The sequence below is a fragment of the Pseudomonas hefeiensis genome, assembly GCF_030687835.1.
Lineage (GTDB): Bacteria > Pseudomonadota > Gammaproteobacteria > Pseudomonadales > Pseudomonadaceae > Aquipseudomonas > Aquipseudomonas hefeiensis.
Window position 1 is genome coordinate 2,042,112 of the sequence record NZ_CP117449.1, and the last position, 26,492, is coordinate 2,068,603.

The 26,492-nt window shown below is 58.7% G+C and carries 20 protein-coding genes, 5 tRNA genes and 1 pseudogene; 17 read left to right on the forward strand and 9 right to left on the reverse strand.

The features are described 5' to 3' along the window. Window positions 1–229: 229 nt before the first annotated feature. Both PSH57_RS08935 and PSH57_RS08940 read right to left on the reverse strand, forming a co-directional pair. Entirely contained in the window at window positions 230–415 is a 186-nt protein-coding gene (locus tag PSH57_RS08935; protein ID WP_305389056.1) for a hypothetical protein, read from the reverse strand. A 24-nt stretch (window positions 416–439) separates the two neighbouring features. Further along, window positions 440–670, reverse strand: a complete 231-nt coding sequence (locus tag PSH57_RS08940; protein ID WP_150802557.1) for a hypothetical protein — start codon at window positions 668–670, stop codon at window positions 440–442. A 141-nt stretch (window positions 671–811) separates the two neighbouring features. On the opposite strand from PSH57_RS08940, the gene PSH57_RS08945 reads away from it, so the two are divergent. Further along, window positions 812–2,467, forward strand: a complete 1,656-nt coding sequence (locus tag PSH57_RS08945) for a SulP family inorganic anion transporter (RefSeq protein ID WP_305416489.1) — start codon at window positions 812–814, stop codon at window positions 2,465–2,467. Between the two features lie 75 nt (window positions 2,468–2,542). Here the strand turns inward: PSH57_RS08945 and PSH57_RS08950 are convergent, their stop codons facing one another. The 4 genes and pseudogenes from PSH57_RS08950 to PSH57_RS08965 all read right to left on the reverse strand — a co-directional run bounded on the left by PSH57_RS08950 (window position 2,543) and on the right by PSH57_RS08965 (window position 5,466). Beyond that, entirely contained in the window at window positions 2,543–2,728 is a 186-nt protein-coding gene (locus PSH57_RS08950; protein ID WP_216742500.1) for a ribbon-helix-helix protein, CopG family, read from the reverse strand. 117 nt (window positions 2,729–2,845) lie between these two features. Then, a pseudogene (locus PSH57_RS08955) lies at window positions 2,846–2,995 on the reverse strand (integrase domain-containing protein); the annotation flags it as partial. Between the two features lie 910 nt (window positions 2,996–3,905). Next, complete coding sequence (locus PSH57_RS08960; protein ID WP_305389061.1) at window positions 3,906–5,228, reverse strand: tyrosine-type recombinase/integrase; 1,323 nt, start codon at window positions 5,226–5,228, stop codon at window positions 3,906–3,908. Between the two features lie 162 nt (window positions 5,229–5,390). Then, window positions 5,391–5,466, reverse strand: a tRNA-Asn gene (locus tag PSH57_RS08965). A gap of 234 nt (window positions 5,467–5,700) precedes the next feature. On the opposite strand from PSH57_RS08965, the gene PSH57_RS08970 reads away from it, so the two are divergent. Next, on the forward strand, window positions 5,701–5,928 hold the full coding sequence (locus tag PSH57_RS08970; RefSeq protein ID WP_305389062.1) for a hypothetical protein: 228 nt from the start codon (window positions 5,701–5,703) through the stop codon (window positions 5,926–5,928). Window positions 5,929–6,047: 119 nt separating this feature from the next. On the opposite strand, the gene PSH57_RS08975 is transcribed toward PSH57_RS08970, so the two are convergent. Beyond that, the gene (locus PSH57_RS08975) at window positions 6,048–7,244 is read right to left on the reverse strand and encodes an amino acid aminotransferase (RefSeq protein ID WP_305389063.1); all 1,197 of its coding nucleotides are present in this window, start codon (window positions 7,242–7,244) and stop codon (window positions 6,048–6,050) included. Between the two features lie 331 nt (window positions 7,245–7,575). Between PSH57_RS08975 and uvrB the strand changes: the two genes are divergently transcribed. From uvrB to PSH57_RS09020, 9 genes are all read left to right on the forward strand, one after another. Further along, window positions 7,576–9,591, forward strand: coding sequence for an excinuclease ABC subunit UvrB (gene uvrB, locus PSH57_RS08980; protein WP_305389065.1), 2,016 nt, complete (start codon window positions 7,576–7,578; stop codon window positions 9,589–9,591). Between the two features lie 231 nt (window positions 9,592–9,822). Then, a complete protein-coding gene (gene gltX, locus PSH57_RS08985; protein WP_305444864.1) occupies window positions 9,823–11,304 on the forward strand; it encodes a glutamate--tRNA ligase in 1,482 nt (493 codons plus the stop codon). A 146-nt stretch (window positions 11,305–11,450) separates the two neighbouring features. Next, a tRNA-Ala gene (locus tag PSH57_RS08990) sits at window positions 11,451–11,526 on the forward strand. A 79-nt stretch (window positions 11,527–11,605) separates the two neighbouring features. Next, a tRNA-Glu gene (locus PSH57_RS08995) sits at window positions 11,606–11,681 on the forward strand. A 53-nt stretch (window positions 11,682–11,734) separates the two neighbouring features. Further along, a tRNA-Ala gene (locus tag PSH57_RS09000) sits at window positions 11,735–11,810 on the forward strand. Between the two features lie 76 nt (window positions 11,811–11,886). Further along, window positions 11,887–11,962, forward strand: a tRNA-Glu gene (locus PSH57_RS09005). Between the two features lie 180 nt (window positions 11,963–12,142). Next, complete coding sequence (locus tag PSH57_RS09010) at window positions 12,143–12,682, forward strand: TetR/AcrR family transcriptional regulator (protein WP_305389066.1); 540 nt, start codon at window positions 12,143–12,145, stop codon at window positions 12,680–12,682. Between the two features lie 28 nt (window positions 12,683–12,710). Further along, window positions 12,711–13,544: an alpha/beta fold hydrolase gene (locus tag PSH57_RS09015; protein WP_305389067.1), complete on the forward strand. Its 834-nt coding sequence runs from the start codon at window positions 12,711–12,713 to the stop codon at window positions 13,542–13,544. Window positions 13,545–13,629: 85 nt separating this feature from the next. Beyond that, window positions 13,630–14,079: an acyl-CoA thioesterase gene (locus tag PSH57_RS09020; protein ID WP_305390335.1), complete on the forward strand. Its 450-nt coding sequence runs from the start codon at window positions 13,630–13,632 to the stop codon at window positions 14,077–14,079. Between the two features lie 138 nt (window positions 14,080–14,217). Here the strand turns inward: PSH57_RS09020 and PSH57_RS09025 are convergent, their stop codons facing one another. Further along, a complete protein-coding gene (locus tag PSH57_RS09025) occupies window positions 14,218–16,146 on the reverse strand; it encodes a transglycosylase SLT domain-containing protein (protein WP_305389069.1) in 1,929 nt (642 codons plus the stop codon). 225 nt (window positions 16,147–16,371) lie between these two features. On the opposite strand from PSH57_RS09025, the gene PSH57_RS09030 reads away from it, so the two are divergent. After that, a complete protein-coding gene (locus tag PSH57_RS09030) occupies window positions 16,372–18,291 on the forward strand; it encodes an ATP-binding cassette domain-containing protein (protein WP_305389070.1) in 1,920 nt (639 codons plus the stop codon). A 119-nt stretch (window positions 18,292–18,410) separates the two neighbouring features. On the opposite strand, the gene PSH57_RS09035 is transcribed toward PSH57_RS09030, so the two are convergent. Beyond that, window positions 18,411–18,851: a universal stress protein gene (locus PSH57_RS09035; RefSeq protein ID WP_047227202.1), complete on the reverse strand. Its 441-nt coding sequence runs from the start codon at window positions 18,849–18,851 to the stop codon at window positions 18,411–18,413. Window positions 18,852–18,959: 108 nt separating this feature from the next. Here PSH57_RS09035 and PSH57_RS09040 point away from each other — a divergent pair, with 108 nt between their 5' ends. The 5 genes from PSH57_RS09040 to topA all read left to right on the forward strand — a co-directional run bounded on the left by PSH57_RS09040 (window position 18,960) and on the right by topA (window position 26,429). Beyond that, window positions 18,960–19,397 (forward strand): hypothetical protein, encoded by a 438-nt coding sequence (locus PSH57_RS09040; protein ID WP_305389072.1) that lies wholly within the window; start codon window positions 18,960–18,962, stop codon window positions 19,395–19,397. Between the two features lie 604 nt (window positions 19,398–20,001). Beyond that, complete coding sequence (gene fadB / locus PSH57_RS09045) at window positions 20,002–22,149, forward strand: fatty acid oxidation complex subunit alpha FadB (RefSeq protein WP_305389074.1); 2,148 nt, start codon at window positions 20,002–20,004, stop codon at window positions 22,147–22,149. A 30-nt stretch (window positions 22,150–22,179) separates the two neighbouring features. Beyond that, entirely contained in the window at window positions 22,180–23,355 is a 1,176-nt protein-coding gene (fadA, locus tag PSH57_RS09050) for an acetyl-CoA C-acyltransferase FadA (RefSeq protein WP_025212747.1), read from the forward strand. 109 nt (window positions 23,356–23,464) lie between these two features. After that, window positions 23,465–23,701: a DUF1653 domain-containing protein gene (locus PSH57_RS09055; RefSeq protein WP_305389076.1), complete on the forward strand. Its 237-nt coding sequence runs from the start codon at window positions 23,465–23,467 to the stop codon at window positions 23,699–23,701. Window positions 23,702–23,816: 115 nt separating this feature from the next. Then, window positions 23,817–26,429, forward strand: coding sequence for a type I DNA topoisomerase (topA, locus tag PSH57_RS09060; RefSeq protein WP_305389077.1), 2,613 nt, complete (start codon window positions 23,817–23,819; stop codon window positions 26,427–26,429). Window positions 26,430–26,492 lie beyond the last annotated feature (63 nt).

The following is a 26,492-nucleotide window of genomic DNA, read 5'->3' on the forward strand; positions in this document are numbered from 1 at the left end:
GGTCAATAGAGATCCTCCTATGCTTGAACCCGTCTTAGGCCACCTCGTGTGGCCATTTTTTTGCGCGTTCGAATACCCCAATGTGCCACGCCCTAAGCGCGGCACATTGGAATTCAGAGTTTTCTCATCGCTTCTTGGATTTGATCCGCGTACTTCGACAATTGCGTGAGTTCGTGACCCAGTTGCGTAGGGGCCTCTGCGTGGGTCATTACGTCCAGATCAGCGTTGATCAGTGGTCTGGGTTGGGAGCGTGGTGAATTCGCGGAAAGGTATGCGGTGCGTCGATTCTTTCTTTGAGTGTGGCCGCATAGTCCTTCGCCCCTTGCTCGGTACGAAATTGAATGCTGCGGCTACCGAAACAAACAGACCAAAGCTCGTCGCTTTGACCGGACAGATGCTCAATTTTTACTGACATGATCAAACTCCCTGAGCGTAACTATCAGAAATGAACTTCGGCGGACTTGATACCCAGCTCGCGAAGCTCATGGATCAGGTCATCGAGGCGTCCAAATGACTCAATCTCCTCGTTGTCATTGACCAGAAAATAGCTTCTCCCTGCATCCTTTTTGAAAAGAATGATCCACTCGTGCGTGTTGGCCGGATTGGCTATCACATGCGTGTCGAAGTGCATGCCTTCACCGTGTTTGGTTTTGACGTCTTCGCGTTTCATGCGGGGTCTCCGGGCATATGGTTTAGCTCTCTCTGCACCGAATCTACAGCGTTGCTGGTGTCGTACCGAGGCTAGGCCAATTGCTTTGCTATTATCACTACGTGTGAATATTATGCACATGCCACCAGAGCGAGGCTAGTCATGATTGCGTTACGAGAAGCTTGGAAAGCGGGCTTGTTAGGGCGCGAGCATTGGCTTCGAAATATCGTCTCAGGGGTCATCGTCGGCGTCGTGGCGCTGCCGTTGGCCATGGCATTTGCCATCGCCTCGGGCGTCAAGCCAGAGCAAGGGATCTACACGGCCATTGTTGGTGGTTTGTTGGTTTCGCTGTTCGGCGGAAGCCGGCTTCAGATTGCCGGCCCAACTGGGGCGTTCATCGTCATTTTGGCCAGCGTGACGGCCAAGTACGGTGTTGATGGCTTGCAGATCGCGACAATGATGGCCGGGGCAATTTTATTGCTGCTCGGCATCACCAAGCTTGGCGCACTTATCAAGTTCATCCCTGACCCCGTGATTGTGGGATTCACCGCCGGCATCGGGGTGATCATTTGGGTCGGGCAATGGAAAGACTTTTTGGGCTTGCCGAAAATCAGTGGCGACCATTTCCACGAGCGGCTGTGGCACCTCATTCAGGCCCTACCCAGCCTACATGTGCCCACGACACTGTTAGCGACCTTGAGCCTGGCGTTGGTGATACTCGCACCTAAAATACCAGGCGTAAGGCGCGTTCCCGGCCCCCTGATTGCTATGGTCGTTGTGACGGCGTTGCATTCTTATTTTCAATTCGACGGCGTGGCCACGATCGGGAATGCATTTGGAGGAATTCCCCAAGGACTGCCCAAAATTGGCCTTCCTGAAATAACGCTGCCGCAAATTATTGAATTGATTGGCCCTGCGTTTGCGATCGCGATGCTGGGGGCGATCGAGTCGCTGCTCTCTGCTGTTGTTGCCGACGGGATGGCCGGTACCAAACATGACTCCAATCAGGAGTTAATCGGACAAGGCATTGCTAACCTGGTCACTCCTCTGTTTGGTGGCTTTGCTGCGACAGGCGCGATCGCTCGAACAGCAACCAACATCCGCAATGGTGGCAACAGTCCAATCGCGGGTTTTGCACACGCCCTCACTTTGATTTTACTGATCCTCTTCTTGGCGCCTTTGGCTTCGGATATCCCGCTGTGTGCATTGGCTGCGATCTTATTCGTGGTCGCTTACAACATGAGCGAACTGAAGCACTTCAAACGCATGGTCAAACGAGCCCCCCAAGCCGACGTTGCCATCCTGTTAATTACCTTCAGCCTCACCGTTTTCAGTGATCTGGCGATTGCGGTGAACATTGGGGTCATTCTCGCCATGCTGCAATTTATGCGTCGGATGGCGTCTTCTGTGGAGATTCAGGTAATGGTTGAAAAAGAGCTGGAGGTAGAGTTGCGTATGAATGGGCATGTACACCTTCCCCCCGGTATTTTGGTTTACACCATTGAGGGGCCTCTCTTCTTTGGCGCAGCAGAAACCTTTGAGCGCGTTTTGGCTCAAACACACACCGATCCTGGGACTTTGATTATTCGACTAAAGCGAGTGCCGTTCATGGATATCACGGGCTTACAAACGCTGCTCGAAGTCATTGAGCAGCTGCGCAAGCGCAGCATCGTCGTGAAGTTGTGTGAAGCCAACGAGAAAGTCCTCGGCAAGCTCGACAGGGCAGGGATTCTTCAGGCGCTCGGCTCAGAGCATTATCATGCTGACTTCAATGGTGCACTGGTCAGTTATGTCCAGATTAACAAGACTCAGGGCTAGAGGTGGGGGCCGGGGGCAGGAGTGAATGAGGCACGATGAGCGGGCATTTGTCGTGCCCGCTCATACATGGATGAATCATTTGCCATTGGCCGCAATTTTGCTTTTGGTAGAGTAGGACACGCCATGCGTCTCCAGGTAGTCCCTAATAAGCTGACGAACGACCTGAGAAGGCGTCAGATCCTGAGACGCACAAAGCTCCTCAAGTGCTTTTTTCTTGACGGGATCAATGAGCACAGTTAATCGTGCAGTCTTATTTTCCATGGGATTGCCTGTACCCTAAATCGGTCGATGATAATCAAATTATAATAGCCGGGCATTCATTTGTCACCGGTTAGGTTCGCTACTGCTAGCTAGATTGGCCGTGGTCAAAAGGTGGCACCGAACAAACGCCTGCCAGCGATCACTGTGCGCCTTGACCGTGCCGTAATGCCCGACGCCAAACAGATCGCGCAACGCCTGTGGCCCGGCATAACTCAGTTGTCGTCCATAGCCAAAATTTCGCCCATCCCGTCTACCTACCAATGCCATGATCAAACTCCGCTCGAAGCCAAAACCTTCGAAACTTTCCCCACGTCATCCCGCCAAGAATGTTGAGTGTTATCAGGGATCAAGGCCCCTGCGACCTGTGAGGGTTGTCCGCTAACGCGGGACTGGCGGCCCCTTACGACCGGGAGCATGGGCGTCTCATGATCTGGCCTCCTGAGCACTTCCGCAGAAGTGGGCGGGTGGAGGCTGCGCTGGCTGACGAGACCGGCACCGCGAGATCCTGAGTCAGGAGAAGGCAGTGAGGCGATGACCGGGGCATGCCTGACTGTCAGTCAGGTGAAGTCCATTCCGTGGACTGCGGCACCATCATCTGCATCGCTGTTGCTGGTGACTTCGGTGTTTGTCACGCCGATTGTCACGAGGTGGAATGCCGCAAAGCCTTGTACGAACTGGGCTGTAGCAGCGGTAGGAGCGCCCGTCTCTTTCCGGGAGAAAGAGACGGGCGAAGGTTGGCGCAATGAGATGGCCAAGCGGATAGGTTGCTGCAGGGCAGCTATGAAAGGGGATGAGTTGCCGCAGTGGGCACGCTGGTAAAAGTAGGCATCCATCACATCGCTGTGACCGTGCGAGCCGCCGGACGCTAATCGCACTTTGGGAGAACCACCACGGTGTGGCGTAGCCTTGAAGGTTCTGGCTACCTGGGTTGCTGTCAACGACAGCGCTTTGCCCGACCTTTTCTACGCCAGTGGAGAATTCGGGTCAAGGCTCGAATTTTTGGGAGTTCTGCGGCTGTGGATGAAATTATCCACCGATGGAAATCAGTGTTTTTCCACAGACAATTGCGTGGGCTTTAGATTTTTAAGTGAGGTCCATCCAAACAGGGCGGCTTTGCAGCCCCGTTTGGATGGACCCGCGTGGACAAACGGATCACTGAGATATGAGGACCGAGCGCTTACTCGGTTGCGCCACGTTTTGCTTTTAGGCGAGTGACGTTCGCACCGGTCTGATTGGCGAATTCGCGTGGGCTGACATGCTTCTGCTGATTAGCCTCAAGGTAGCGACTCCACCAGTTCATGATCAGCCTGCGCTCCTCGATGAACTCGGCCTTGTGGATATAAGCGGCGCGGACGTTGTTGCGTTCCTTGTGGCTCATCTGCCGCTCGATGGCTGTGTCCGTCCACAAACCCGACTCGATCAGTGCGCTGCAGGCCATCGAACGAAAGCCATGGCCGCAGATCTCGGTTTTGGTGTCGTACCCCATCTTCCGAAGCGCGCTGTTCACCGTGTTTTCGGACATCGGTTTCCAAGACTTGGTATCGCCTGCGAACACTAAGTCAAATTTGCCGGTGAGGGCGTGGATCTGCTCGAGCAGGGCGACCGCTTGCGGCGATAAGGGTACAAGATGGATATCGCCGGCCATCTTCGTGCCCCTTGTGGAAAAGGGTACGCCTTCCAACGCTGGTCGCGTGTCGGGTATTTCCCAGACGCCACGCTTGAGGTCGAACTCGCTCCAGCGGGCGAAGCGCAGCTCGCTGGAGCGTACAAACACGTGCAGCGACAGCAAGACCGTCAGCCGGGTAAGTGCACGGCCTTTATAGGTGTCGATCCGTTCCTGCAATTCAGGCAAGCGCGATAAGGATAAAGCGGGGCGGTGGACAACTCGCAAGGCTTTGATCGAGCCTACGAGGTCGTAAGCAGGGTTTACGGCGATAAGCCGGAGGCGCTTTGCCTCGCGCATGATGCTCTGCAGGTAGTTTTGTACCCTTAAAGCAATGTCTATCGTTCCGCGCTTCTTGATCGCTTCCAGGGGCCGCATAAGGTCGTGGGTGTCCAGGTCGACAATGGCGCGGGCGCCGATCAGCGGGAAGAGGTGAGTTTTGAGGCGATTCATCACTGTCTTGGAATAGTCCGGTGCCCACTTGGCTGACATTTCCGTGTGCCAGCCGAGAGCAACGCTTTCAAAGGTGCGGCCTTTGAGCAGAGCGTCCGTCTTGGCTTGGTTCTTGGCTCCTATGGGATCAATGCCATCCGCCAGCATACGCTTGACCTCCAAGCGTTTGCGGCGCGCATCGGCGAGGCCAACGATGGGGTAGTTGCCGAATGAGGTCAGTCCTTCGCGGCCATCAGGTTTGACATATCTGAGACGCCAGCCTTTGCGACCATTGGGTTGGACTAGAAGGTAAAGGCCGTCGCCGTCGAAAAGCTTGTAGGCGCGGTCTGTGGGCTTGGCCGAACGGCAAGCGGAGTCGGAGAGTGGAGCAGTGGTGCGCGACATAAGGGTACTCCCTTTTATCGAACTGAGCTTTATCCCAAACTCTACCCTTAAAACGGCTGGTATCCACCGGAATCCGACGGAACGCCAAAACGAAAAAACCCGCCAGAAGGCGGGTTTTTCGGGGGATTCAGAGATTTTGGAAGCCTTCTCTGGAACCTTGTCTGGCTCCACGACCTGGACTCGAACCAGGGACCCAGTGATTAACAGTCACTTGCTCTACCAACTGAGCTATCGCGGAATGACGCGTATGTTACTGATTGGAAAAGAGAAGTCAAGCTTCTCTTGTCGGCCGGCGCGTTCCTCGGGTCCGTTGGCGATTAATCGCTGATTGGCGGTTACCGCAAAGGCGGGAGAGGGCTACCATGGGCCCCCGGAAGTGGCTGGACGCGCTGCCGGCCATTCGCCAGACAAAGGTTTGCGCCATGAATCATCTGTTACCGCTTCACACAGGCAACCACACCGAGGTGCGCCTATGAGCACCGCCCAGATCAGCTTACCCAAGGGCGTGGGCCCGCACGCCGAGAAACTTTACGACGCCATCACCCAGGCCAGTAACGCTGATGAGCTGAACCGTGCCGGCGGCAAGGCCGAGGGTTTTGTCCTGGGGCTGGAAAGCACCAAGGCCATCAAGAGCCAGATTGCCGAGTCGTTGTATGTCATCTATGACGACGCCGCGAGCCAGCGGGCGACGGAGCTGTAGCCTCGACAAAAGGGTTATGCCTGGCGCTTTTGTGGCGAGGGGTATGCCTGACCGGATAGGCATACTTAAAAAAACGGGAAACCCAATGGTTTCCCGTTTTTCATCCAGCGCCGAATGCTTCAGATCACCTGAACAATGGCCTTGGTTACCGCATCAATGTTGTTCTGGTTCAGTGCGGCCACGCAGATGCGGCCGGTGTCCAGGGCATAGATGCCGAACTCGTTACGCAGGCGCGTCACTTGTCCAACGGTCAGGCCGGAGTAGGAAAACATTCCGCGCTGGCGTGCGACGAAGCTGAAATCACGGTGCGGGGCGGCTTTAGCCAGCATGTCCACCATCTGGTTGCGCATGCCACGAATCCGCAGGCGCATTTCAGCCAGCTCTGCTTCCCACTGGGCCCGCAATTCCGGGCTGTTGAGCACGGCCGCGACAATGCTGGCGCCGTGGGTCGGCGGGTTGGAATAGTTGGTGCGGATCACACGCTTGACCTGGGACAGCACCCGGGCACTTTCTTCTTTCGATTCGCTGACGATCGACAGGGCGCCGACGCGCTCGCCGTACAGGGAGAACGACTTGGAAAACGAGCTGGAGGCAAAGAAAGTCAGGCCCGACTCGGCGAACAGGCGCACGGCGGCGGCGTCTTCGTCGATACCGTCGCCAAAGCCCTGGTAGGCCATGTCCAAAAATGGAACATGATTCTTGGCCTTGACCACGTCCAGCACGTTTTTCCAGTCTTGCGGGCTCAGGTCCACGCCGGTCGGGTTGTGGCAGCAGGCGTGCAGCACAACGATTGAGCGGTCGGGCAGGGCGTTGAGGTCTTCCAGCAGGCCGGCACGGTTCACGTCATGGGTAGCGGCGTCGTAGTAGCGGTAGTTCTGCACCGGGAAACCGGCGGTTTCGAACAGCGCGCGGTGGTTTTCCCAGCTTGGATCGCTGATGGCCACGACGGCGTCAGGCAGCAATTGCTTGAGGAAGTCGGCACCGATCTTCAATGCGCCGGTGCCGCCCACGGCCTGGGTGGTAATGATGCGGCCGGAGGCGATCAGTGGTGAGTCCTTGCCAAACAGCAGGGTCTGGACCGCCTGGTCGTAGGCGGCAATGCCGTCGATCGGCAGGTAACCGCGGGAAACGTGTTGGGCCACGCGAATCGTCTCGGCTTCGACAACGGCGCGCAGAAGTGGAATGCGCCCCTCCTCGTTGCAGTAAACACCCACGCCCAGGTTGACCTTATTGGTACGGGTGTCGGCGTTGAATGCTTCGTTGAGGCCCAGGATGGGGTCGCGTGGTGCCAATTCGACAGCGGAAAACAGGCTCATTATTGCGCGGCTCTGAATGGAGTGTGAGGGGACGTGTAGCGCTCCAGCCGAATGCACTAGAGCGGTGCACAAACGGGGAGCTAGTATAGAGGCCATCACCGGGCGCGGCGACAGGCGATTCGGTTTTTAAGGCAAGTATTTTCGTTTTTTTCGACCGTTAGTCCCCTGGCAGCGTCAAAGACTTCAAGGCGTGTAGGACGTTCGTCTTGAAAGCGAAGGCATTCACCTCCACATTGTGTGCATCCCAGTTTTTTCCTCGGGCGACATCAGTCGTTTCGGTCTTTCTCGTTCCTGTTGGCTGGCCGACAGGGGTGAACCCAGAGGTTATGTTATGTCTGAATTCCAGCTAGTCACCCGATTCCAGCCCGCCGGCGACCAGCCGCAAGCCATTCGCCTGATGGTCGAAGGCATCGAGGCCGGGCTGGCGCACCAGACGCTGCTCGGTGTGACAGGCTCGGGCAAGACTTTCAGCATCGCCAATGTGATTGCCCAGGTGCAGCGCCCGACCCTGGTGCTGGCACCGAACAAGACCCTGGCGGCGCAGCTGTATGGCGAGTTCAAGGCGTTTTTCCCCAACAACGCGGTGGAGTACTTCGTCTCCTATTACGACTACTACCAACCCGAGGCCTACGTACCGTCGTCGGACACCTTCATCGAGAAGGATGCTTCGATCAACGATCACATCGAACAGATGCGGCTCTCGGCCACTAAGGCATTGCTCGAGCGCAAGGACGCGATCATCGTCACTACGGTGTCGTGCATCTATGGCCTGGGCAGCCCGGAAACGTACCTGAAGATGGTCTTGCACGTTGATCGCGGCGACAAGCTCGACCAACGCGCCTTGCTGCGCCGCCTGGCGGACCTGCAATACACCCGCAACGACATGGATTTCGCCCGGGCGACGTTCCGGGTCCGTGGTGACGTGATCGACATCTACCCGGCGGAATCGGACCTGGAGGCGATCCGCATCGAGCTGTTCGATGACGAGGTAGAGAGTCTTTCGGCGTTCGATCCGCTGACCGGCGAGGTGATCCGCAAACTGCCGCGCTTCACCTTCTACCCCAAGAGCCACTATGTGACGCCACGGGAAACCCTGCTGGACGCTATCGAGGGGATCAAGGTTGAGTTGCAGGAGCGCCTGGAATACTTGCGGTCGAACAATAAACTGGTGGAAGCCCAGCGTCTGGAGCAGCGGACCCGTTTCGACCTGGAGATGATTCTGGAACTGGGTTATTGCAACGGCATCGAAAACTACTCGCGCTACCTGTCGGGTCGTCCGTCGGGCGCGCCACCGCCCACGTTGTATGACTATCTGCCGGCCGATGCCTTGCTGGTGATCGACGAATCCCACGTCAGCGTGCCCCAGGTCGGCGCCATGTACAAAGGCGACCGGTCCCGCAAGGAAACCCTGGTGGAATACGGTTTCCGCCTGCCCTCGGCCCTGGATAACCGGCCGATGCGCTTTGACGAATGGGAAAGTGTGAGCCCGCAGACGATTTTCGTCTCGGCCACCCCAGGCAACTACGAGGCCGAGCATGCCGGCCGGGTGGTCGAGCAGGTGGTGCGGCCCACCGGGCTGGTCGATCCGCAGGTTGAAGTGCGCCCGGCGCTGACTCAGGTCGATGATCTGCTCTCGGAAATCTCCAAACGTGTGGCAGTGGAGGAGCGGGTGTTGGTCACCACGCTGACCAAGCGCATGGCCGAAGACCTGACCGATTATCTGGCCGACCATGGCGTGCGGGTGCGCTACCTGCACTCGGACATCGACACGGTGGAGCGGGTCGAGATCATCCGCGACCTGCGCCTGGGTACGTTCGATGTGCTGGTGGGGATCAACCTGCTGCGCGAAGGCCTGGACATGCCGGAGGTGTCCCTGGTGGCGATCCTCGACGCCGATAAGGAAGGCTTCCTGCGCTCCGAGCGTTCGTTGATCCAGACCATCGGTCGGGCCGCGCGTAACCTCAACGGCCGGGCGATTCTCTATGCCGATCGCATCACCGGCTCCATGGAGCGGGCCATCGGCGAGACCGAGCGTCGTCGCGATAAACAGATTGCCTTCAACCTGGCCAACGGCATCACGCCCAAAGGGGTGTTCAAGGACGTCGCCGACATCATGGAAGGCGCCACCGTGCCCGGCTCGCGCAGCAAGAAGCGTAAGGGTATGGCCAAGGCCGCCGAAGAGAGCGCCCGTTACGAAGCCGAACTGCGCTCGCCGAGCGAAATCAGCAAACGTATCCGCCAGTTGGAAGAGAAAATGTACCAACTGGCCCGGGATCTGGAGTTCGAAGCAGCGGCGCAGTTGCGTGACGAGATTGGCAAGCTGCGCGAGCGGTTGCTGACTGTCTGAGGTTGTGTGGCGACTGTAATGGCCTCATCGCGAGCAGGCTCGCTCCCACAATGGACCGCGTCCAGTCCGGACAACTCGGTTCCCTGTGGGAGCGAGCCTGCTCGCGATTGAAGGTGCCTCGGTCTGACAGGTGCCACACAAATCCCCCTCTCACTGGAGCCCGCCTACCATCGCCTGTTACCATTCGCCCCCTGTTTCATCTTCGCTTTTATATTCTTTCCGAGACATGCCATGACCACCGTCCGCACCCGCATCGCGCCTTCGCCCACTGGCGATCCTCATGTCGGCACCGCTTACATCGCTTTGTTCAACTATTGCTTTGCCAAGCAGCACGGCGGTGAGTTCATCCTGCGGATCGAGGACACCGACCAGTTGCGTTCGACTCGCGAGTCCGAACAGCAGATCTTCGACGCCCTGCGCTGGCTGGGCATCGACTGGAGCGAAGGGCCGGACGTCGGCGGCCCGCACGGTCCTTACCGCCAGAGCGAGCGCGGTGACATCTACCAGCAGTACTGTCAGCAACTGGTAGACATGGGCCACGCCTTCCCGTGCTTCTGCACCGCCGAAGAGCTGGACCAGATGCGCGCCGAGCAGATGGCCCGCGGCGAGACCCCGCGCTACGACGGCCGCGCGCTGCTGCTGTCCAAGGAAGAAGTCGCCCGTCGCCTGGCCGCTGGCGAGCCCCATGTGATCCGCATGAAGGTGCCGACCGAAGGCGTCTGCGTGGTGCCGGACATGTTGCGTGGCGATGTCGAGATCCCCTGGGATCGCATGGACATGCAAGTGCTGATGAAGACCGACGGTCTGCCGACGTATTTTCTGGCGAACGTGGTCGACGATCACCTGATGGGCATCACCCACGTCCTGCGCGGTGAGGAGTGGCTGCCGTCGGCGCCGAAACTGATCCTGCTCTACGAATACTTTGGCTGGGAACAGCCGCAGCTGTGCTACATGCCGCTACTGCGTAACCCGGACAAGAGCAAGCTGTCCAAGCGCAAGAACCCGACGTCGGTGACCTTCTACGAGCGCATGGGCTTCATGCCCGAGGCGATGCTCAACTACCTGGGGCGCATGGGCTGGTCGATGCCGGACGAGCGCGAGAAGTTCTCGCTGCAGGAAATGGTCGAGCACTTTGACCTGTCGCGGGTGTCGCTGGGTGGTCCGATCTTCGATGTCGAGAAACTCTCGTGGCTCAACGGTCAGTGGTTGCGTGACCTGCCGGTGGAGGAGTTTGCCGCGCGTGTACAGAAGTGGGCATTGAACCCCGAGTACATGATGAAAATCGCTCCCCATGTGCAGGGCAGGGTGGAGACGTTCAGCCAGATCGCCCCGCTGGCCGGCTTCTTCTTTGCTGGCGGCGTGACCCCGGATGCGAAGCTGTTCGAGTCCAAGAAACTTTCGGATGATCAGGTGCGCCAGTTAATGCAATTGATCCTGTGGAAACTCGAAAGCCTGCGTCAGTGGGAAAAGGACAGCATTACCGCGACCATCCAGGCCGTGGTCGAATCACTGGAACTGAAACTGCGTGACGCCATGCCGCTGATGTTCGCCGCCATTACTGGTCAGGCCAGCTCGGTGTCGGTGCTCGACGCCATGGAGATCCTCGGCCCGGACCTGACCCGTTTCCGCCTGCGCCAGGCCATTGATCTGCTCGGTGGTGTGTCGAAGAAGGAAACCAAAGAGTGGGAAAAACTGCTGGGTGCGATCGCGTAAGCACTCGACGAGGCAGGACATACCCCGGTTTTCCGGGGTTTGTCGGTAAGTGATTGTTATCCCGGCAAAAAACTTTCAAATTTGTTGAAAATAAATTTGACAGCCCTCTGATACGCCCTTAAGATTCGCCCCGTCCTCAGCGATGAGGGGCTATAGCTCAGCTGGGAGAGCGCTTGCATGGCATGCAAGAGGTCGACGGTTCGATCCCGTCTAGCTCCACCAATTTACACTTCAAGGTCTGGCCACGCGGGTCTTGAAGGGATCAGCACTCAGCGTTGATCAGTTGTATAGAAGGGTTTGCGTCCCCTTCGTCTAGTGGCCTAGGACACCGCCCTTTCACGGCGGTAACAGGGGTTCGAGTCCCCTAGGGGACGCCAGTTTTACAGAAGCGATGTTGCAAGATATCGTTCCGCCGCGAGGCGAAAAATCCGGGGCTATAGCTCAGCTGGGAGAGCGCTTGCATGGCATGCAAGAGGTCGACGGTTCGATCCCGTCTAGCTCCACCAATTACAGGTTCAAGGTTTGGCCACACCGACCTTGAGTCGATCAGTTCTCAGCGCTGATCAAGTTCAGAAGGTTTGTGTCCCCTTCGTCTAGTGGCCTAGGACACCGCCCTTTCACGGCGGTAACAGGGGTTCGAGTCCCCTAGGGGACGCCACGATTACCCGCTCTGCGGGATTTTATAAGGGTCATTCAATTCTTGAATGGCCCTTTTGTTTGTCTGGCGTTCGGCCAATCTCCAATTCTATGAAAGATACTTCTGACCAGTGGTCAATATTTCCGCTTGCGGAAAATTATTACATGGATAATATTTCAGTCGTAATATTCGGAGGTGACGATGAGCGATAAAAAAGCGCAAACCCGTGAACGCATACTCAAGGCCGCCAGTGCTGCGCTGATCCAGCGTGGTCCGGCCGAGCCGAGTGTCGGCGAGGTGATGGGCGCGGCCGGGCTGACAGTGGGCGGTTTCTACGCCCATTTCGAAAGCAAGGATGCCTTGATGCTGGAGGCGTTCAAGCAGCTGCTCAGCCAGCGTCGTGGACTGATCGCCGACATGGATAGCGAATTGACCGGTGAAGAACGACGCGCCCTGGTGGCGGCGTTCTATCTGTCGCGCAAGCACCGCGACTCCACCGAGCAGGCCTGTCCGATTCCGGCGTCGGTCGGCGAACTGGGTCGGCTGCCGGATGAGTTTCGTGCAGTGCTCAATGAACACATAGAGCTGTTGGTTGCACAGTTGGCGGCCAGCCCGGAAGACGCCGACAAAGCCTTGGCCGACGTCGCCTTGATGGTTGGCGGCCTGGCCCTGGCGCGGGCGTTGGGCCCGGGCGAGTTGTCGGACCGTTTGCTGCGCGCCGCCAAATCGGCAGTGCGATGAGCTAAGGCGCAAGCCCTGGAGATGAGCGATGGACAGGTTGAGCTGGATTCGTGGCGTCAATGGCACGCTTGGCTGGGTGGCCCCGCGCCTGGTTGCGAAAAAAATGCGGGGACTGTTCATGCGTCCCCGAAACTTGCCGCCACGGGACTGGGAATTGCCGCTGCTGGCGACTTCCGAGCGTATCACCCTGCGTTTCGGTCTTTCGGCCTTGCGCTGGGGCAAAGGTCCGACCGTCTTGTTGATGCACGGTTGGGAAGGGCGGCCCACCCAGTTCGCGGCGCTGATCATGGCGCTGGTGGATGCCGGTTACACGGTGGTGGCGCTGGACGGTCCGGCCCATGGTCGGTCTCCTGGCCGCGAGGCGAATGTCTTGCTGTTCGCCAGGGCCATGCTCGAAGCAGCAGCGGAATTACCGCCGTTGCAAGCTGTGATCGGGCACTCCATGGGCGGCGCCAGTGCCATGCTGGCGGTTCAGTTGGGGTTGCAGACCGAGACTTTGGTCAGCATCGCTGCTCCTGCACGGATTCACGGAGTCCTGCGTGGGTTCGCCAGAATGATGGGGTTACCGCCCAATGCTCGTTCTGCCTTCATTCGCCTGGTGGAAAACGATGTGGGCATGCGAGCCTCGAAGATGGACGTCGCCCATTACCAACTGGACGTGCCGGGGTTGATCGTCCATGCCGACGACGACACCTTTGTCTCGGTGAAGGAATCGCAACTGATTCACGAAGCCTGGTTCGACAGTCGCTTGCTGCGCTTGCCACAGGGCGGGCACCAGCGGGTGCTGGCCGATCCGCGCGTCATTGATGGTGTGTTATCGCTGTTGGCCGGGCGCAGCCTGCAAGCGCGGCAATCGGCTTGATCTGTGGGAGCAAGGCTTGCCCGCGATGGCGGTCAAGCTCGGATCCGTTACACTGGCCCCAACCAAATTCGACCGGGAGAGGGGCATGGGCTGGGATCGGGCAACGCCGTTCATTATTGATCTTCAAGTAAATGCTGAAGACATCGATGGATTGGGCCACGCCAATAATGCGGTGTACGTCACCTGGCTCGAGCGCTGTGCCTGGCGCCATTCCCAGCGGCTGGGGCTGGATCTGGTGGAGTATCGGCGGCTGGACCGGGCCATGGCGGTTGTGCGTCATGAGATCGATTATCTGGCGGCCGCCTACGAAGGTGACGAACTGCAACTGGCCACCTGGATCGTCGACTGGGATCAGCGGCTGAAGATGAACCGGCATTTCCAGCTGATTCGCCCCAGCGATAACACCACTGTGCTGCGCGCCCAGACCACTTTTGTTTGCATCGAGCTGTCCACTGGCAAACCCAAGCGCATGCCGCCGGAATTTATCGAAGGCTATGGTCCAGCCCTGAAGGCATCCGGCGTCCTTATCGACTGACCCATTGTTATCGCGAGCAGGCTCGCTCTCATAGGGTCAAGCAACCTACCAAAAAAATGCCCGCATCTTTCGATACGGGCATTTTTTGCTTTTCAGAAACAACTTGCCGCTTGAAGCTTATGGCTTGCTGCCGCCGACTCACTGATCATCAAAATACCGCTCATGCCAATCCACCAGCGGTTGCGGCGAGTTGAGTTTCTGGCCGTAGATCACCGAGTACGACAACACGTTCTGCACATATTGACGAGTTTCGTCGAAGGGGATGCTTTCGACCCAGACATCGAAGCTCAGGTGGTCGGCGCCGCGCAACCACTGGCGCACCCGCCCGGGGCCGGCGTTGTAGGCGGCGGAGGCCAGGACCCGATTACCGTTGAACTGGCTGTGAACCTGGCTCAGGTAAGCCGCACCAAGCTGGATGTTCTTGTCCGGGTTCAGCACTTGCCTGGGGGAGGCCAGCGGGATGTTGAACTTGCGTGCGGTTTCCTTGGCGGTGGCAGGCATCAACTGCATCAGGCCGCTGGCGCCGACACCGGAGCGGGCATCTTCCATGAAGGCACTTTCCTGTCGAGTGATGGCGAACACCCAGCTTGAATGCAGGCCGCGAACCTTGGCTTCACGCACCAGGGTATCGCGGTAGGCCATTGGGAACCGGATATCCAGGTCGTCCCAATATTTGGCCTGGCTGATGGTGCGGATCGCCGGGAAGTACCATTTCAAGTCGTAGGCCAGTTTCGCCTGGGCGACCATTTCGTCCCGGTTGAAGTGGCGGGTGACGTGATACCACTCGCGACGACCGTCGACGATCTGTCCCCGGGCATGAAACTCCAGCGCCCGACGAATACCCGGCGTGTTGCGCACTTTATTGATCAACGCCTGGCTCATCACCAGGGGCTTGTTGTTAAGCGAGTAGGGTGATTGGGAGCGATCGGCGGCCAGGAAACCGTAGAAGTCCCGCTCACGGGCCAGATGCTTGTAAAGCGTCAACGCCTCGGGGTTCTGTGGCTGCGCCAGCTCCAGGCTGCGGGCCTGCCAGTAGCGCCAGCGGCTGGTGCTGGCCAGTGTCTCGGGCAGGCGGCGAGTCAGCTGATAGGCGTCGTCCCAGCGGGCCAGGCGCAACAACAGGCGCAAGCGCCATTCCGAGACAGTATCGTCGCGCAGTTCCGGGTCGTATTTTGTCATCACGCCCAGGGCGCGGCTGTCGAAACGCTTGGCCAGGGTCAGGCCTATTTCCCGGGCGATGGCTACTTTTTCATGCTTGGAAAAATGCATGGTGCTGGCGTAGCCGTCCAACAGCGCCATGGCTTTCTCTGGATCCTGACGGGCCAGTCGCCGCAAGCCGAGGCTGACGATATCGGCCATCGCCTCATCGGCCGGGCTGAAGCGCGATGGCTGGTTGAGTAATTCGGGCTTTTGCGCCACGTCCACCAACAGCTTGCCGCGGGGGGCGAGGGTGGTCAGGCCGCTGACCAAGCTTTTGGCCAGTGGATAATTGCGAGCCTGGGCGGCCAGTTTGGCGCGCTCCCAGCGCTTCTGTTCAGTCAGCTGACCCTGGGTCGCCCACAGGCCGAACAGCGCATCGCAAGCGGCCGGTTGGGATTTGCCGGTGAGCCAAAGCTTTTCGGTGTTGGCGTAGCCTTCGGCCTTGAGGCCATGGCTGAGCTGATACCGGGCGTTGAGACAGTCCAGCTCGGTGAAGTTGAGCTTGGGGTCGTAGTACTTGACGAAGGTCTTCCAATCGCCACGGTCGGCCAGCCAGCGCAACCAGCGCAGCTTCATCCAGTTGGCCTGGGGCAGGTCGCCGTGCTCGGCGAGGAATTTCTCGATTTCGGCATTGCTGGCGCTCTTGAGGCGAGCGGTCAGTTCGTCGTAGGCCAGGTAGGGCTCCAGCGGATAGTCACGCAGGGCCTGGCTGTAGCGAAAGTAGGGGCCGGAATCACCTTTGGCCAAGGCGCGCTTGGCTTCGTCGTAATACTGACGCTGTGTGGAAATATCCACCGCCTGGGCGGTTTGAACGGCAGTGGCACATACAAATAGGCAAGATAAAACACTGAAAAGGCGACTGCGCATGATACGTCCGGGCAAAAAAAACATGACAAGCCCAAGGGTTAACCCAGGGTAACTGTCTGTAGCTTAGCCTTTTGCCAGCAATGGGCGAAAGCTTTGCGGGGTCATCCGCACAAGTTCGCAACATTTGTTATGCAGAGTGCTTCGCAGATTGCTTCAGTGGCGAAATTGGCGGACTTCTGGGGCCTCATCTCAGGTAGAATGCGCGCCCGGTTTTTGGAGAAGCTCATGACCCTGCTCAAATTCAGCGATGTGTCCCTTGCTTTCGGCGCTATGCCGTTGTTGGACAAGGTGTCCTGGCAGATCGCCCGTGGTGAGCGGGTGTGCATCATCGGCCGCAACGGCACTGGCAAGTCCAGCATGATGAAGCTGGTCAAGGGCGATCAGAAGCCCGATGACGGCTCGGTCTGGCGTGCGCCAGGCCTGAAAATCGGCGAATTGCCCCAGGAATTGCCGGTGGCCGACGAGCGGACGGTATTCGACGTGGTCGCAGAAGGTCTGGATGGTGTCGGTGCGTTGTTGGCGGAATATCACCACCTGAGCCAGAACATCGTCACCGACGCCGACCTGGACAAGTTGATGCATGTCCAGCACGACCTCGAGGCCCGTGATGGCTGGCGTCTGCAGCAGTTGGTGGACAGCACCCTGAGTCGTCTGCAACTGCCGGCCGACAAGACCCTGGCCGAGCTGTCCGGTGGCTGGCGTCGCCGGGTCCTGTTGGCCCAGGCCCTGGTGTCCGAACCGGACCTGCTGCTGCTCGACGAACCTACCAACCACCTGGACATCGGTGCTATCGCCTGGCTTGAAGAAGCCTTGAAGGATTTCCAGGGCGCGGTGCTGTTCATCACCCACGACCGGTCTTTCCTGCAAAACCTGGCGACCCGGATCCTTGAACTGGACCGCGGCGGCCTGATCGACTGGAACGGCGACTACGCCAGTTTCCTGGTGCACAAGGAAGCGGCGCTGGCGGCGGAAGAAACCGCGAACGCGCTGTTCGACAAAAAACTGGCCCAGGAAGAAGTCTGGATTCGCCAGGGTATCAAGGCCCGTCGCACCCGTAACGAAGGCCGTGTACGGGCGCTCAAGGCACTGCGCATGGAGCGCAGTGAGCGTCGCGAACGCACGGGCAAGGCCAACATTCAGTTGGACACCGCTGACAAGTCCGGCAAGCAGGTGATGGTTCTTGAGAACGTGAGCTTTGCGCACCCTGGCGGCCCGTTCCTGATCAAGGACTTCTCCATGGTGCTGCAGCGTGGTGACCGCATTGGCCTGCTGGGCGCCAACGGCACTGGCAAGACCACCTTGCTCAAGCTGATGCTCGGCGGTCTGGTACCGACCAATGGCAAGGTGGAGGAGGGCACAAAGATCGACGTCGCCTACTTCGACCAGTTGCGCCATCAGTTGGATCTGGAGAAAACCGTCATCGACAACGTGGCCGAAGGCCGCGATTTCATCGACATCGATGGCCAGAGCCGCCATGTGTTGAGCTATCTGGGCGACTTCCTGTTCAGTCCCCAACGTGCCCGTACCCCGGTCAAGGCGCTGTCTGGTGGCGAGCGTGCCCGTCTGCTGCTGGCCAAGCTGTTCAGCAAGCCGGCGAACCTGCTGGTGCTCGACGAACCGACCAACGACCTGGACGTGGAAACCCTCGAGTTGCTGGAAGAGGTGCTACTGACCTTCAACGGCACCGTACTGATGGTCAGCCACGACCGGGCATTCCTCGACAACGTTGTCACCAGCACCCTGGTGTTCGAAGGCGAAGGCCTGGTTCGTGAATACGTCGGTGGCTATCAGGACTGGCTGCGCCAGGGCGGTTCGCCGCGGTTGTTGGGCGTGACCGAGAGCAAATCCGGCAAGGCCGACTTGAATTCGGCCGTGGTCAAGGCCGAGCCTGCTCCGGTTGTGGCGGCACCGGCGGCGGCACCGGCGAGGAAAAAGCTCAGCTACAAGCTGCAGCGCGAGCTGGAAGCATTGCCAGGCGATATCGACGCGAAGGAGAAGCAGATCGCGGCGGTGGAAGCCGAAATGGCTGACATTGGCTTCTATCAGCGTCCTGCGGCCGAAACCGCCAAGGTGATCGCACACCTGGAGCAGTTACAGGCTGAGCTGGACGCATTGGTCGAGCGCTGGGCTGAACTGGACGCTTGATCCCTTGAGATAGAAAATCCCGGCGCTCAGCAATGAGCGTCGGGATTTTTATTTGAAACGCTATTCCCCTGTAGGGGTGAGCCTGTGGGAGCAAAGCTTGCTCCCACAGGTTCATGGTTTTATGTGCGCTTGACCAGATGCACCGCGAGCACATCGCAAGGCGCGCCGTGTAGCACGTCATTGGCGGTAGAGCCAAGCAGCAGCGCCAGGCCGTGACGGCCATGGCTGCCCACGACGATCAGGTCGCAACCCTGTTCCTTGGCCAGGTGATGGATCTCCTGGCGTGGTTGGCCGTAGGTCAGGTGGCTGTATTCCTTTTTCAGGGCTGGGTATTTCACGATCAGCCGGTCAAGGCGTTCCTTGGCTTGATCGAATTGTTGTTGTTGCAACTGGGAAAGGTCCATCGGCACATCACCGCCGAAGGCCATGGCCATTGGTTCGACGATGTGAACCAGCGACAGTTTGGTGTCTCGACCTTCGCAAAGGGCCAGAGCACGCTTGACGACGGGATCACATTCTTCAGTGAGGTCGACGGCGACCAGGACGTGTTCGTAGTACATGGAAGGCACTCCAGAGAATTGCGATACGGTAAGTATGGCTGGTTTCAAGCACATCGACGGCGACGTGGGTCAATCGTCATGGCTCATCAGAATTCGGGGAGTACGAATATGACGGTCTGGATAGTGGTGTCAATCCTGTTGGTGGTATTAAGCCCCCTGGCATGGTTGCGCCCGTCCCGTGTTCAGAGCGGTCGCATGGCGTTGCGCATGGAGGCGCGGCGCCTTGGCCTGGCCATGCAACTGGCTCCGCAGGAGTGGCCTCACTGGCTCGGGCAGCAGGCGCCAAACCCTTGCGCCCAGTACCATCGGCCCCGACGGGGCAAGCAGCCGGCTATCTGGACCTACTGGCAAACCGCGCCGGGCGTATGGGTCAATCAGTGGCGCGAAGTCTGCCAGAATGAGTCGTTGCTCAATCATTTCGAAAAATTGCCAGCTAACGTCTACAAAATCGAAGCCGATGGGCAAATGATCGCCTTGTACTGGGGCGAGAAAGGCGAAGCGAGTGTTTTGCAGGAGATTTCCTCGGTGCTGAAAGCGCTGGCCTGAAACGCTGTAGGAACTGCCGAGCGAAGCGAGGCTGCGATCTTTACCCAGACCATTGAGTCTCAATTGAAAGATCAAAAGATCGTCCGAACGCGGCCCGAGCCCTCGGCAGCTCCTGCGGGCATAAAAAAGCCCGACAGTCTCATCGGGCGGGTTGGCCAGGCAGGCCGGTAATCGAAGCTGTTTACGGGGCGTTCGTTCGAAACGTCCTTCTCCAAAGATATAAAAGCGTTTCCGCCAGCTTAGCCGGTTGAGTCCGGCGTGCATGGAATTAGGGCGACTTTTCTAATTATTGATTCTATGAATGGCCATGCATGCAGCGCCGTGTTGCAGATCCGTGCGCTACGCAAATGACCGGGAAGTCGCGTTAAAGCCCCTGTTTAGGGCGATTGACAATTGTCGGAAATTCCGTGAAGGTGGCGTACCCAAATCAAACGGGCGTATGAATTGAGCGTTTGTATTTTCCGAACGTTCCTACAGAACCCCGACTATCGCGTTGACGGGTGTGCCTGGCGGATTGGCGTAGCATCGGCGGTAACGTCAATGCCGAACCAGCAGTCAGCGTTCAACGTGTACTGTTCAGCTTCCATATCGTGGAGATCAGTTGATGATTTACGAAGGTAAAGCCATCACGGTTAAGGCTCTTGAAAGTGGCATCGTCGAACTGAAGTTCGATCTCAAGGGTGAGTCCGTCAACAAGTTCAACCGTCTAACCCTGAATGAACTGCGTCAGGCCGTGGACACCATCAAGGCAGATGCTTCGATCAAGGGTGTGATCGTCAGCAGCGGCAAGGACGTATTCATCGTCGGTGCCGACATCACCGAGTTCGTCGACAACTTCAAGCTGCCCGATGCCGAACTGATCGCTGGCAACCTCGAAGCCAACCGTATTTTCAGCGACTTCGAAGACCTCAACGTACCGACCGTCGCGGCCATCAACGGCATCGCCTTGGGTGGCGGCCTGGAAATGTGCCTGGCAGCGGATTATCGCGTCATGTCCACTGTGGCCAAGATCGGCCTGCCGGAAGTCAAGCTGGGCATCTACCCGGGTTTTGGCGGTACCGTGCGCCTGCCGCGCCTCATCGGTGCCGACAACGCCATCGAGTGGATTGCCGCCGGCAAGGAAAACCGTGCTGAAGACGCGCTGAAAGTCGGCGCCGTGGATGCCGTGGTCGAGCCTGGCAAACTCCAGGAAGCGGCCCTTGAAACGCTCAAGCGCGCCATCAGTGGCGAGTTCGACTACAAGGCCAAGCGCCAGCCGAAGCTGGAAAAGCTCAAGCTCAACGCCATCGAACAAATGATGGCTTTCGAAACCGCCAAGGGTTTCGTCGCAGGTCAGGCAGGCCCGAACTACCCGGCGCCGGTCGAAGCGATCAAGACCATCCAGAAGGCCGCGAACTTCGGTCGCGACAAGGCCCTGGAAGTCGAAGCCACCGGTTTCGTCAAACTGGCCAAGACCTCGGCTGCACAGAGCCTGATCGGTCTGTTCCTCAATGACCAGGAACTGAAGAAAAAGGCCAAGGCCTACGACGAAATTGCTCGTGACGTGAAGCAGGCCGCCGTACTCGGCGCCGGTATCATGGGCGGCGGTATCGCCTACCAGTCGGCGTCCAAAGGCACGCCGATCCTGATGAAAGACATCAACGAACACGGTATCGAGCAGGGCCTGGCCGAAGCCGCCAAGCTGCTGGTCGGTCGTGTCGATAAAGGTCGCATGACCGCGGCGAAGATGGCCGAAGTGCTCAACGGCATTCGTCCAACCCTGTCCTACGGCGATTTTGGCCATGTCGACCTGGTGGTCGAGGCTGTAGTCGAGAACCCGAAGGTCAAGCAGGCGGTACTGGCTGAAGTCGAAGACAAGGTCAAAGAGGACACTATCCTCGCGTCGAACACCTCGACCATTTCCATCTCGCTGCTGGCCAAGGCCCTCAAGCGTCCGGAAAACTTCGTCGGCATGCACTTCTTCAATCCGGTGCACATGATGCCGCTGGTGGAAGTGATCCGTGGCGAGAAGTCCAGCGAACAAGCGATCGCCACCACCGTGGCCTACGCCAAGAAAATGGGCAAAAATCCGATCGTCGTCAACGACTGCCCGGGCTTTTTGGTCAACCGCGTACTGTTCCCGTATTTCGGCGGTTTCGCCAAGCTGGTCAGCGCCGGTGTGGACTTTGTACGCATCGACAAGATCATGGAAAAGTTCGGCTGGCCGATGGGCCCGGCGTACCTGATGGATGTGGTCGGCATCGACACCGGCCACCACGGTCGTGACGTCATGGCTGAAGGCTTTCCGGACCGCATGAAAGACGACCGCCGGTCGGCCGTCGACGTGCTCTACGAAGCCAAGCGCCTGGGCCAGAAGAATGGCAAGGGCTTCTACGCCTACGAGACCGACAAGCGCGGCAAGCAGAAGAAAGTAGCCGATTCCTCGGTGCTGGAAGTGCTCAAGCCGATCGTCTATGAGCAGCGCGAAGTCACCGACGAAGACATCATCAACTGGATGATGATCCCGCTGTGCCTCGAAACCGTGCGTTGCCTGGAAGACGGTATTGTCGAAACCGCCGCCGAAGCCGACATGGGTCTGGTCTACGGTATCGGTTTCCCTCCATTCCGTGGCGGTGCACTGCGCTACATCGACTCGATCGGTGTTGCCCAGTTCGTTGCCCTGGCTGACCAGTACGCTGATTTGGGCGCGCTGTACCACCCGACTGCGAAGCTGCGTGAAATGGCCAAGAACGGCCAGAGCTTCTTCGGTTAAGCGCCCAACGACTAGAGCGAGAGAACATTTATGAGCTTGAATCCTAGAGACGTCGTGATTGTCGACTTCGGTCGTACGCCGATGGGCCGCTCCAAGGGCGGCATGCACCGCAACACCCGCGCCGAAGACATGTCGGCGCACCTGATCAGCAAGCTGCTGGAACGTAACGTCAAGGTCGACCCGAACGAAGTCGAAGACGTGATCTGGGGCTGTGTGAACCAGACCCTGGAGCAGGGTTGGAACATCGCCCGCATGGCATCGCTGATGACCCAGATCCCTCACACCGCAGCCGGCCAGACCGTCAGCCGCCTGTGCGGTTCGTCCATGAGCGCGCTGCATACCGCTGCTCAGGCGATCATGACCGGCAATGGTGATGTGTTCGTCGTCGGTGGTGTCGAGCACATGGGCCACGTGAGCATGATGCATGGCGTCGATCCGAACCCGCACATGTCGCTGTACGCGGCAAAAGCCTCGGGCATGATGGGGCTGACCGCGGAGATGCTCGGCAAAATGCACGGCATCACCCGCGAACAGCAGGACGCCTTCGGCGTGCGCTCCCACCAGCTCGCGCACAAGGCGACCGTGGAAGGCAAGTTCAAGGACGAAATCATCCCGATGCAGGGCTACGACGAGAACGGTTTTCTGAAACTGTTCGACTACGACGAAACCATTCGTCCGGAAACCACCCTGGAAAGCCTGGCGGCCCTCAAGCCGGCCTTCAATCCAAAGGGCGGCACCGTGACAGCCGGTACTTCCTCGCAGATCACCGACGGTGCTTCGTGCATGATCGTGATGTCGGCCCAGCGTGCCCAGGACCTGGGCATCCAGCCGATGGCGGTGATTCGTTCGATGGCCGTGGCCGGTGTTGACCCGGCAATCATGGGCTATGGTCCAGTACCGGCGACGCAGAAAGCCTTGAAGCGTGCGGGTCTGAGCATTTCCGATATCGACTTCTTCGAGCTCAACGAAGCTTTCGCCGCACAGGCCCTGCCAGTGCTGAAAGATCTGAAAGTGCTCGACAAGATGAACGAGAAGGTTAACCTGCACGGCGGCGCGATCGCCCTGGGTCACCCGTTCGGTTGCTCCGGTGCGCGTATCTCCGGCACGCTGCTCAACGTTATGAAGCAGAACGGTGGCACCTTTGGGGTGTCCACTATGTGCATTGGCCTCGGTCAGGGCATCGCCACTGTCTTCGAACGCGTCTAAGCGTTACGTCGATGGAAGCCGGGGCCAAGTGCCCCGGTTTTTGTTTTTCCGGGTTTAGAAAAAAAAGATTTTGTTTTTATTTTGAAAAGATTTCAGTGAGGGCCAAAGCATGCCGATACAACCTGGGCTCTACCAACATTACAAAGGTCCGCAGTACCGCGTATTCAGTATCGCGCGGCATTCCGAGACCGAGGAAGAAGTGGTCTTCTATCAAGCCCTGTATGGCGATTACGGCTTTTGGGTGCGTCCCTTGAGCATGTTCCAGGAGTCCGTCGAGGTTGACGGTGAGCAGGTGCCACGCTTTGCTTTGGTGCAGGCCGAAGAGAGCCCTTTTTCCAAGCCTTGAGGCCGTTACCGGGGCAACCCTGCGCTTGACCTCACCTTGCAGCCACTATATATAGCGGTGCCGCGTCAGGCGCCAACCGCCTTTCACTTTTTAGAATTCAGGAATTTTCTGATCCATGGGCAAATCGCTGGTCATTGTGGAATCCCCGGCTAAGGCCAAGACCATCAACAAGTATCTGGGCAACCAATACGTGGTGAAGTCGAGTATCGGCCATATCCGAGACCTGCCCACCAGCGGTTCGGCTAGCGCCAGCAAGGAGCCAGCCGCCAAGCGTGGCAAGGCTGCCGCCGGTGAAGCGCCGGTGCTGTCGCCGAAGGAGAAGGCGCGCAAGCAACTGGTCTCACGCATGGGGGTGGATCCGGACCACGGCTGGAAAGCCAAGTACGAGATCCTCCCAGGCAAGGAGAAGGTCATCGAAGAGCTGCGCCGGCTCGCCAAGGATGCCGACACCATCTATCTGGCGACGGACTTGGACCGCGAAGGGGAAGCCATTGCCTGGCACCTGCGCGAAGCCATTGGTGGGGATGACAGCCGTTACAAGCGCGTGGTGTTCAACGAAATCACCAAGAAGGCCATCCAGGAGGCCTTTTCCCAACCAGGCGAGCTGGACATTGATCGGGTCAACGCCCAGCAGGCGCGACGCTTCCTCGATCGCGTAGTGGGCTACATGGTCTCGCCACTGCTGTGGGCCAAGATCGCTCGCGGTCTGTCGGCCGGTCGCGTGCAGTCCGTCGCCGTGAAGCTGGTGGTGGAGCGCGAGCGCGAAATCCGTGCGTTCATCCCTGAAGAATACTGGGAAGTTCACGCCGACCTCGGCACCGCCAAGGGCGCTACCGTGCGCTTCGACGTGGCCCGGGAGAAGGGTGAGGCCTTCAAGCCGCTCAACGAAGCCCAGGCCATGGCCGCGCTGGAGAAGCTCAAGGCTTCCAGCTACAGCATCGTCAAGCGCGAAGACAAGCCGACCAGCAGCAAGCCGTCGGCACCGTTCATCACCTCCACGTTGCAACAGGCCGCCAGCAATCGCCTGGGTTTCGGCGTGAAGAAAACCATGATGATGGCCCAGCGTTTGTACGAAGCGGGCTACATCACGTATATGCGTACCGACTCGACCAACCTTTCGGTCGATGCCGTGACAATGGCGCGCACATATATAGAAAGCGAGTTCGGCAAGAAATACCTGCCGGAGACGCCGAACGTCTACAGCAGCAAGGAAGGCGCACAAGAGGCTCACGAAGCGATTCGTCCATCCGATGCCAACACCGAGCCAAGCAAGCTGTCGGGCATGGAACGCGATGCCGAGCGCCTCTACGAGCTGATCTGGCGCCAGTTCCTGGCCTGCCAGATGTTGCCGGCGCAATACCTGTCGACCACCGTCAGCGTCGGTGCCGGCGACTTCGAGCTGCGCGCCAAGGGCCGCATCCTGAAGTTCGACGGCTACACCCGCGTCATGCCGCAAATCACCAAGCCGGGTGACGACGACGTCCTGCCAGACATGGCCCAGGGCGATGTGATGAAGCTGATCAAGCTTGATCCAACCCAGCACTTCACCAAACCGCCGGCCCGTTATTCGGAAGCCAGCCTGGTCAAGGAAATGGAAAAGCGCGGCATCGGTCGTCCTTCGACCTACGCGGCGATCATTTCCACCATTCAGGACCGCGGCTACGTGGCGCTGCACAACCGTCGGTTCTATTCGGAAAAAATGGGAGACATCGTCACCGAGCGTTTGTCCGAGAGCTTCTCCAACCTGATGGACTACGGCTTCACCGCCGGCATGGAAGAGAACCTCGACGATGTGGCCCAGGGTGAGCGGGACTGGAAAAACGTCCTCGACGAGTTTTATGGCGACTTCAAGAAAAAACTCGAAGTAGCCGAAAGTGCCGAGAACGGCATGCGGGCCAACCAGCCGGTCATGACCGACATCCCATGCTTGACGTGTGGTCGTCCGATGCAGATCCGCACCGCCTCGACAGGCGTGTTCCTGGGTTGCTCGGGCTACAGCCTGCCACCCAAGGAGCGCTGCAAGGCGACGGTCAACCTGGTGCCGGGCGATGAAATCGCTGCGGACGACGAGGGTGAATCGGAATCCCTGGTGCTGCGCGGCAAGCACCGCTGCCCAATCTGCAGCACGGCGATGGATGCCTACCTACTGGATGAAAAGCGCAAGCTGCACATCTGCGGCAACAATCCCGATTGCGCCGGTTACGAGATCGAACAGGGCACCTATCGCATCAAGGGCTATGAAGGCCCGAGCCTGGAATGCGACAAGTGTGGCAGTGAGATGCAACTCAAGACCGGCCGCTTCGGCAAGTTCTTTGGCTGCACCAATCCGACCTGCAAGAACACCCGCAAACTGCTCAAGAGCGGTGACGCGGCGCCGCCGAAGATGGACCCGGTGAAGATGCCTGAGCTCAAGTGCGAGAAGGTCAACGACACCTATATCCTGCGCGACGGCGCGTCCGGCCTGTTCCTGGCGGCCAGCCAGTTCCCGAAAAACCGCGAGACCCGTGCGCCGCTGGTAATGGAGATCGTGCCGCACAAGGACGAAATCGATCCGAAGTACCATTTCCTCTGCGCAGCACCGCAGAAGGATCCGGAAGGTCGTCCAGCGGTAATTCGCTACAGCCGCAAGACCAAGGAGCAGTACGTGCAGACCGAAGTCGACGGCAAGCCAACCGGCTGGAAGGCGTACTACGACGGCGGCAAATGGACCGTCGAGGACAAGCGCTGATCGCCAAGGCTTGTCTGAAGATAGGGGTTCCCTGTGGCGGGGGAGCTTGCCCCGCTGGACCGG

Excerpts from the sequence above, each read along its gene's own strand:
- PSH57_RS08935 (WP_305389056.1), bottom strand. The coding sequence starts at position 415 with ATGTCAGTAAAAATTGAGCATCTGTCCGGTCAAAGCGACGAGCTTTGG.
- PSH57_RS08940 (WP_150802557.1), bottom strand. The coding sequence starts at position 670 with ATGAAACGCGAAGACGTCAAAACCAAACACGGTGAAGGCATGCACTTC.
- PSH57_RS08945 (WP_305416489.1), top strand. The coding sequence starts at position 812 with ATGATTGCGTTACGAGAAGCTTGGAAAGCGGGCTTGTTAGGGCGCGAG.
- PSH57_RS08950 (WP_216742500.1), bottom strand. The coding sequence starts at position 2,728 with ATGGAAAATAAGACTGCACGATTAACTGTGCTCATTGATCCCGTCAAG.
- PSH57_RS08960 (WP_305389061.1), bottom strand. The coding sequence starts at position 5,228 with ATGTCGCGCACCACTGCTCCACTCTCCGACTCCGCTTGCCGTTCGGCC.
- PSH57_RS08970 (WP_305389062.1), top strand. The coding sequence starts at position 5,701 with ATGAGCACCGCCCAGATCAGCTTACCCAAGGGCGTGGGCCCGCACGCC.
- PSH57_RS08975 (WP_305389063.1), bottom strand. The coding sequence starts at position 7,244 with ATGAGCCTGTTTTCCGCTGTCGAATTGGCACCACGCGACCCCATCCTG.
- uvrB (WP_305389065.1), top strand. The coding sequence starts at position 7,576 with ATGTCTGAATTCCAGCTAGTCACCCGATTCCAGCCCGCCGGCGACCAG.
- gltX (WP_305444864.1), top strand. The coding sequence starts at position 9,823 with ATGACCACCGTCCGCACCCGCATCGCGCCTTCGCCCACTGGCGATCCT.
- PSH57_RS09010 (WP_305389066.1), top strand. The coding sequence starts at position 12,143 with ATGAGCGATAAAAAAGCGCAAACCCGTGAACGCATACTCAAGGCCGCC.
- PSH57_RS09015 (WP_305389067.1), top strand. The coding sequence starts at position 12,711 with ATGGACAGGTTGAGCTGGATTCGTGGCGTCAATGGCACGCTTGGCTGG.
- PSH57_RS09020 (WP_305390335.1), top strand. The coding sequence starts at position 13,630 with ATGGGCTGGGATCGGGCAACGCCGTTCATTATTGATCTTCAAGTAAAT.
- PSH57_RS09025 (WP_305389069.1), bottom strand. The coding sequence starts at position 16,146 with ATGCGCAGTCGCCTTTTCAGTGTTTTATCTTGCCTATTTGTATGTGCC.
- PSH57_RS09030 (WP_305389070.1), top strand. The coding sequence starts at position 16,372 with ATGACCCTGCTCAAATTCAGCGATGTGTCCCTTGCTTTCGGCGCTATG.
- PSH57_RS09035 (WP_047227202.1), bottom strand. The coding sequence starts at position 18,851 with ATGTACTACGAACACGTCCTGGTCGCCGTCGACCTCACTGAAGAATGT.
- PSH57_RS09040 (WP_305389072.1), top strand. The coding sequence starts at position 18,960 with ATGACGGTCTGGATAGTGGTGTCAATCCTGTTGGTGGTATTAAGCCCC.
- fadB (WP_305389074.1), top strand. The coding sequence starts at position 20,002 with ATGATTTACGAAGGTAAAGCCATCACGGTTAAGGCTCTTGAAAGTGGC.
- fadA (WP_025212747.1), top strand. The coding sequence starts at position 22,180 with ATGAGCTTGAATCCTAGAGACGTCGTGATTGTCGACTTCGGTCGTACG.
- PSH57_RS09055 (WP_305389076.1), top strand. The coding sequence starts at position 23,465 with ATGCCGATACAACCTGGGCTCTACCAACATTACAAAGGTCCGCAGTAC.
- topA (WP_305389077.1), top strand. The coding sequence starts at position 23,817 with ATGGGCAAATCGCTGGTCATTGTGGAATCCCCGGCTAAGGCCAAGACC.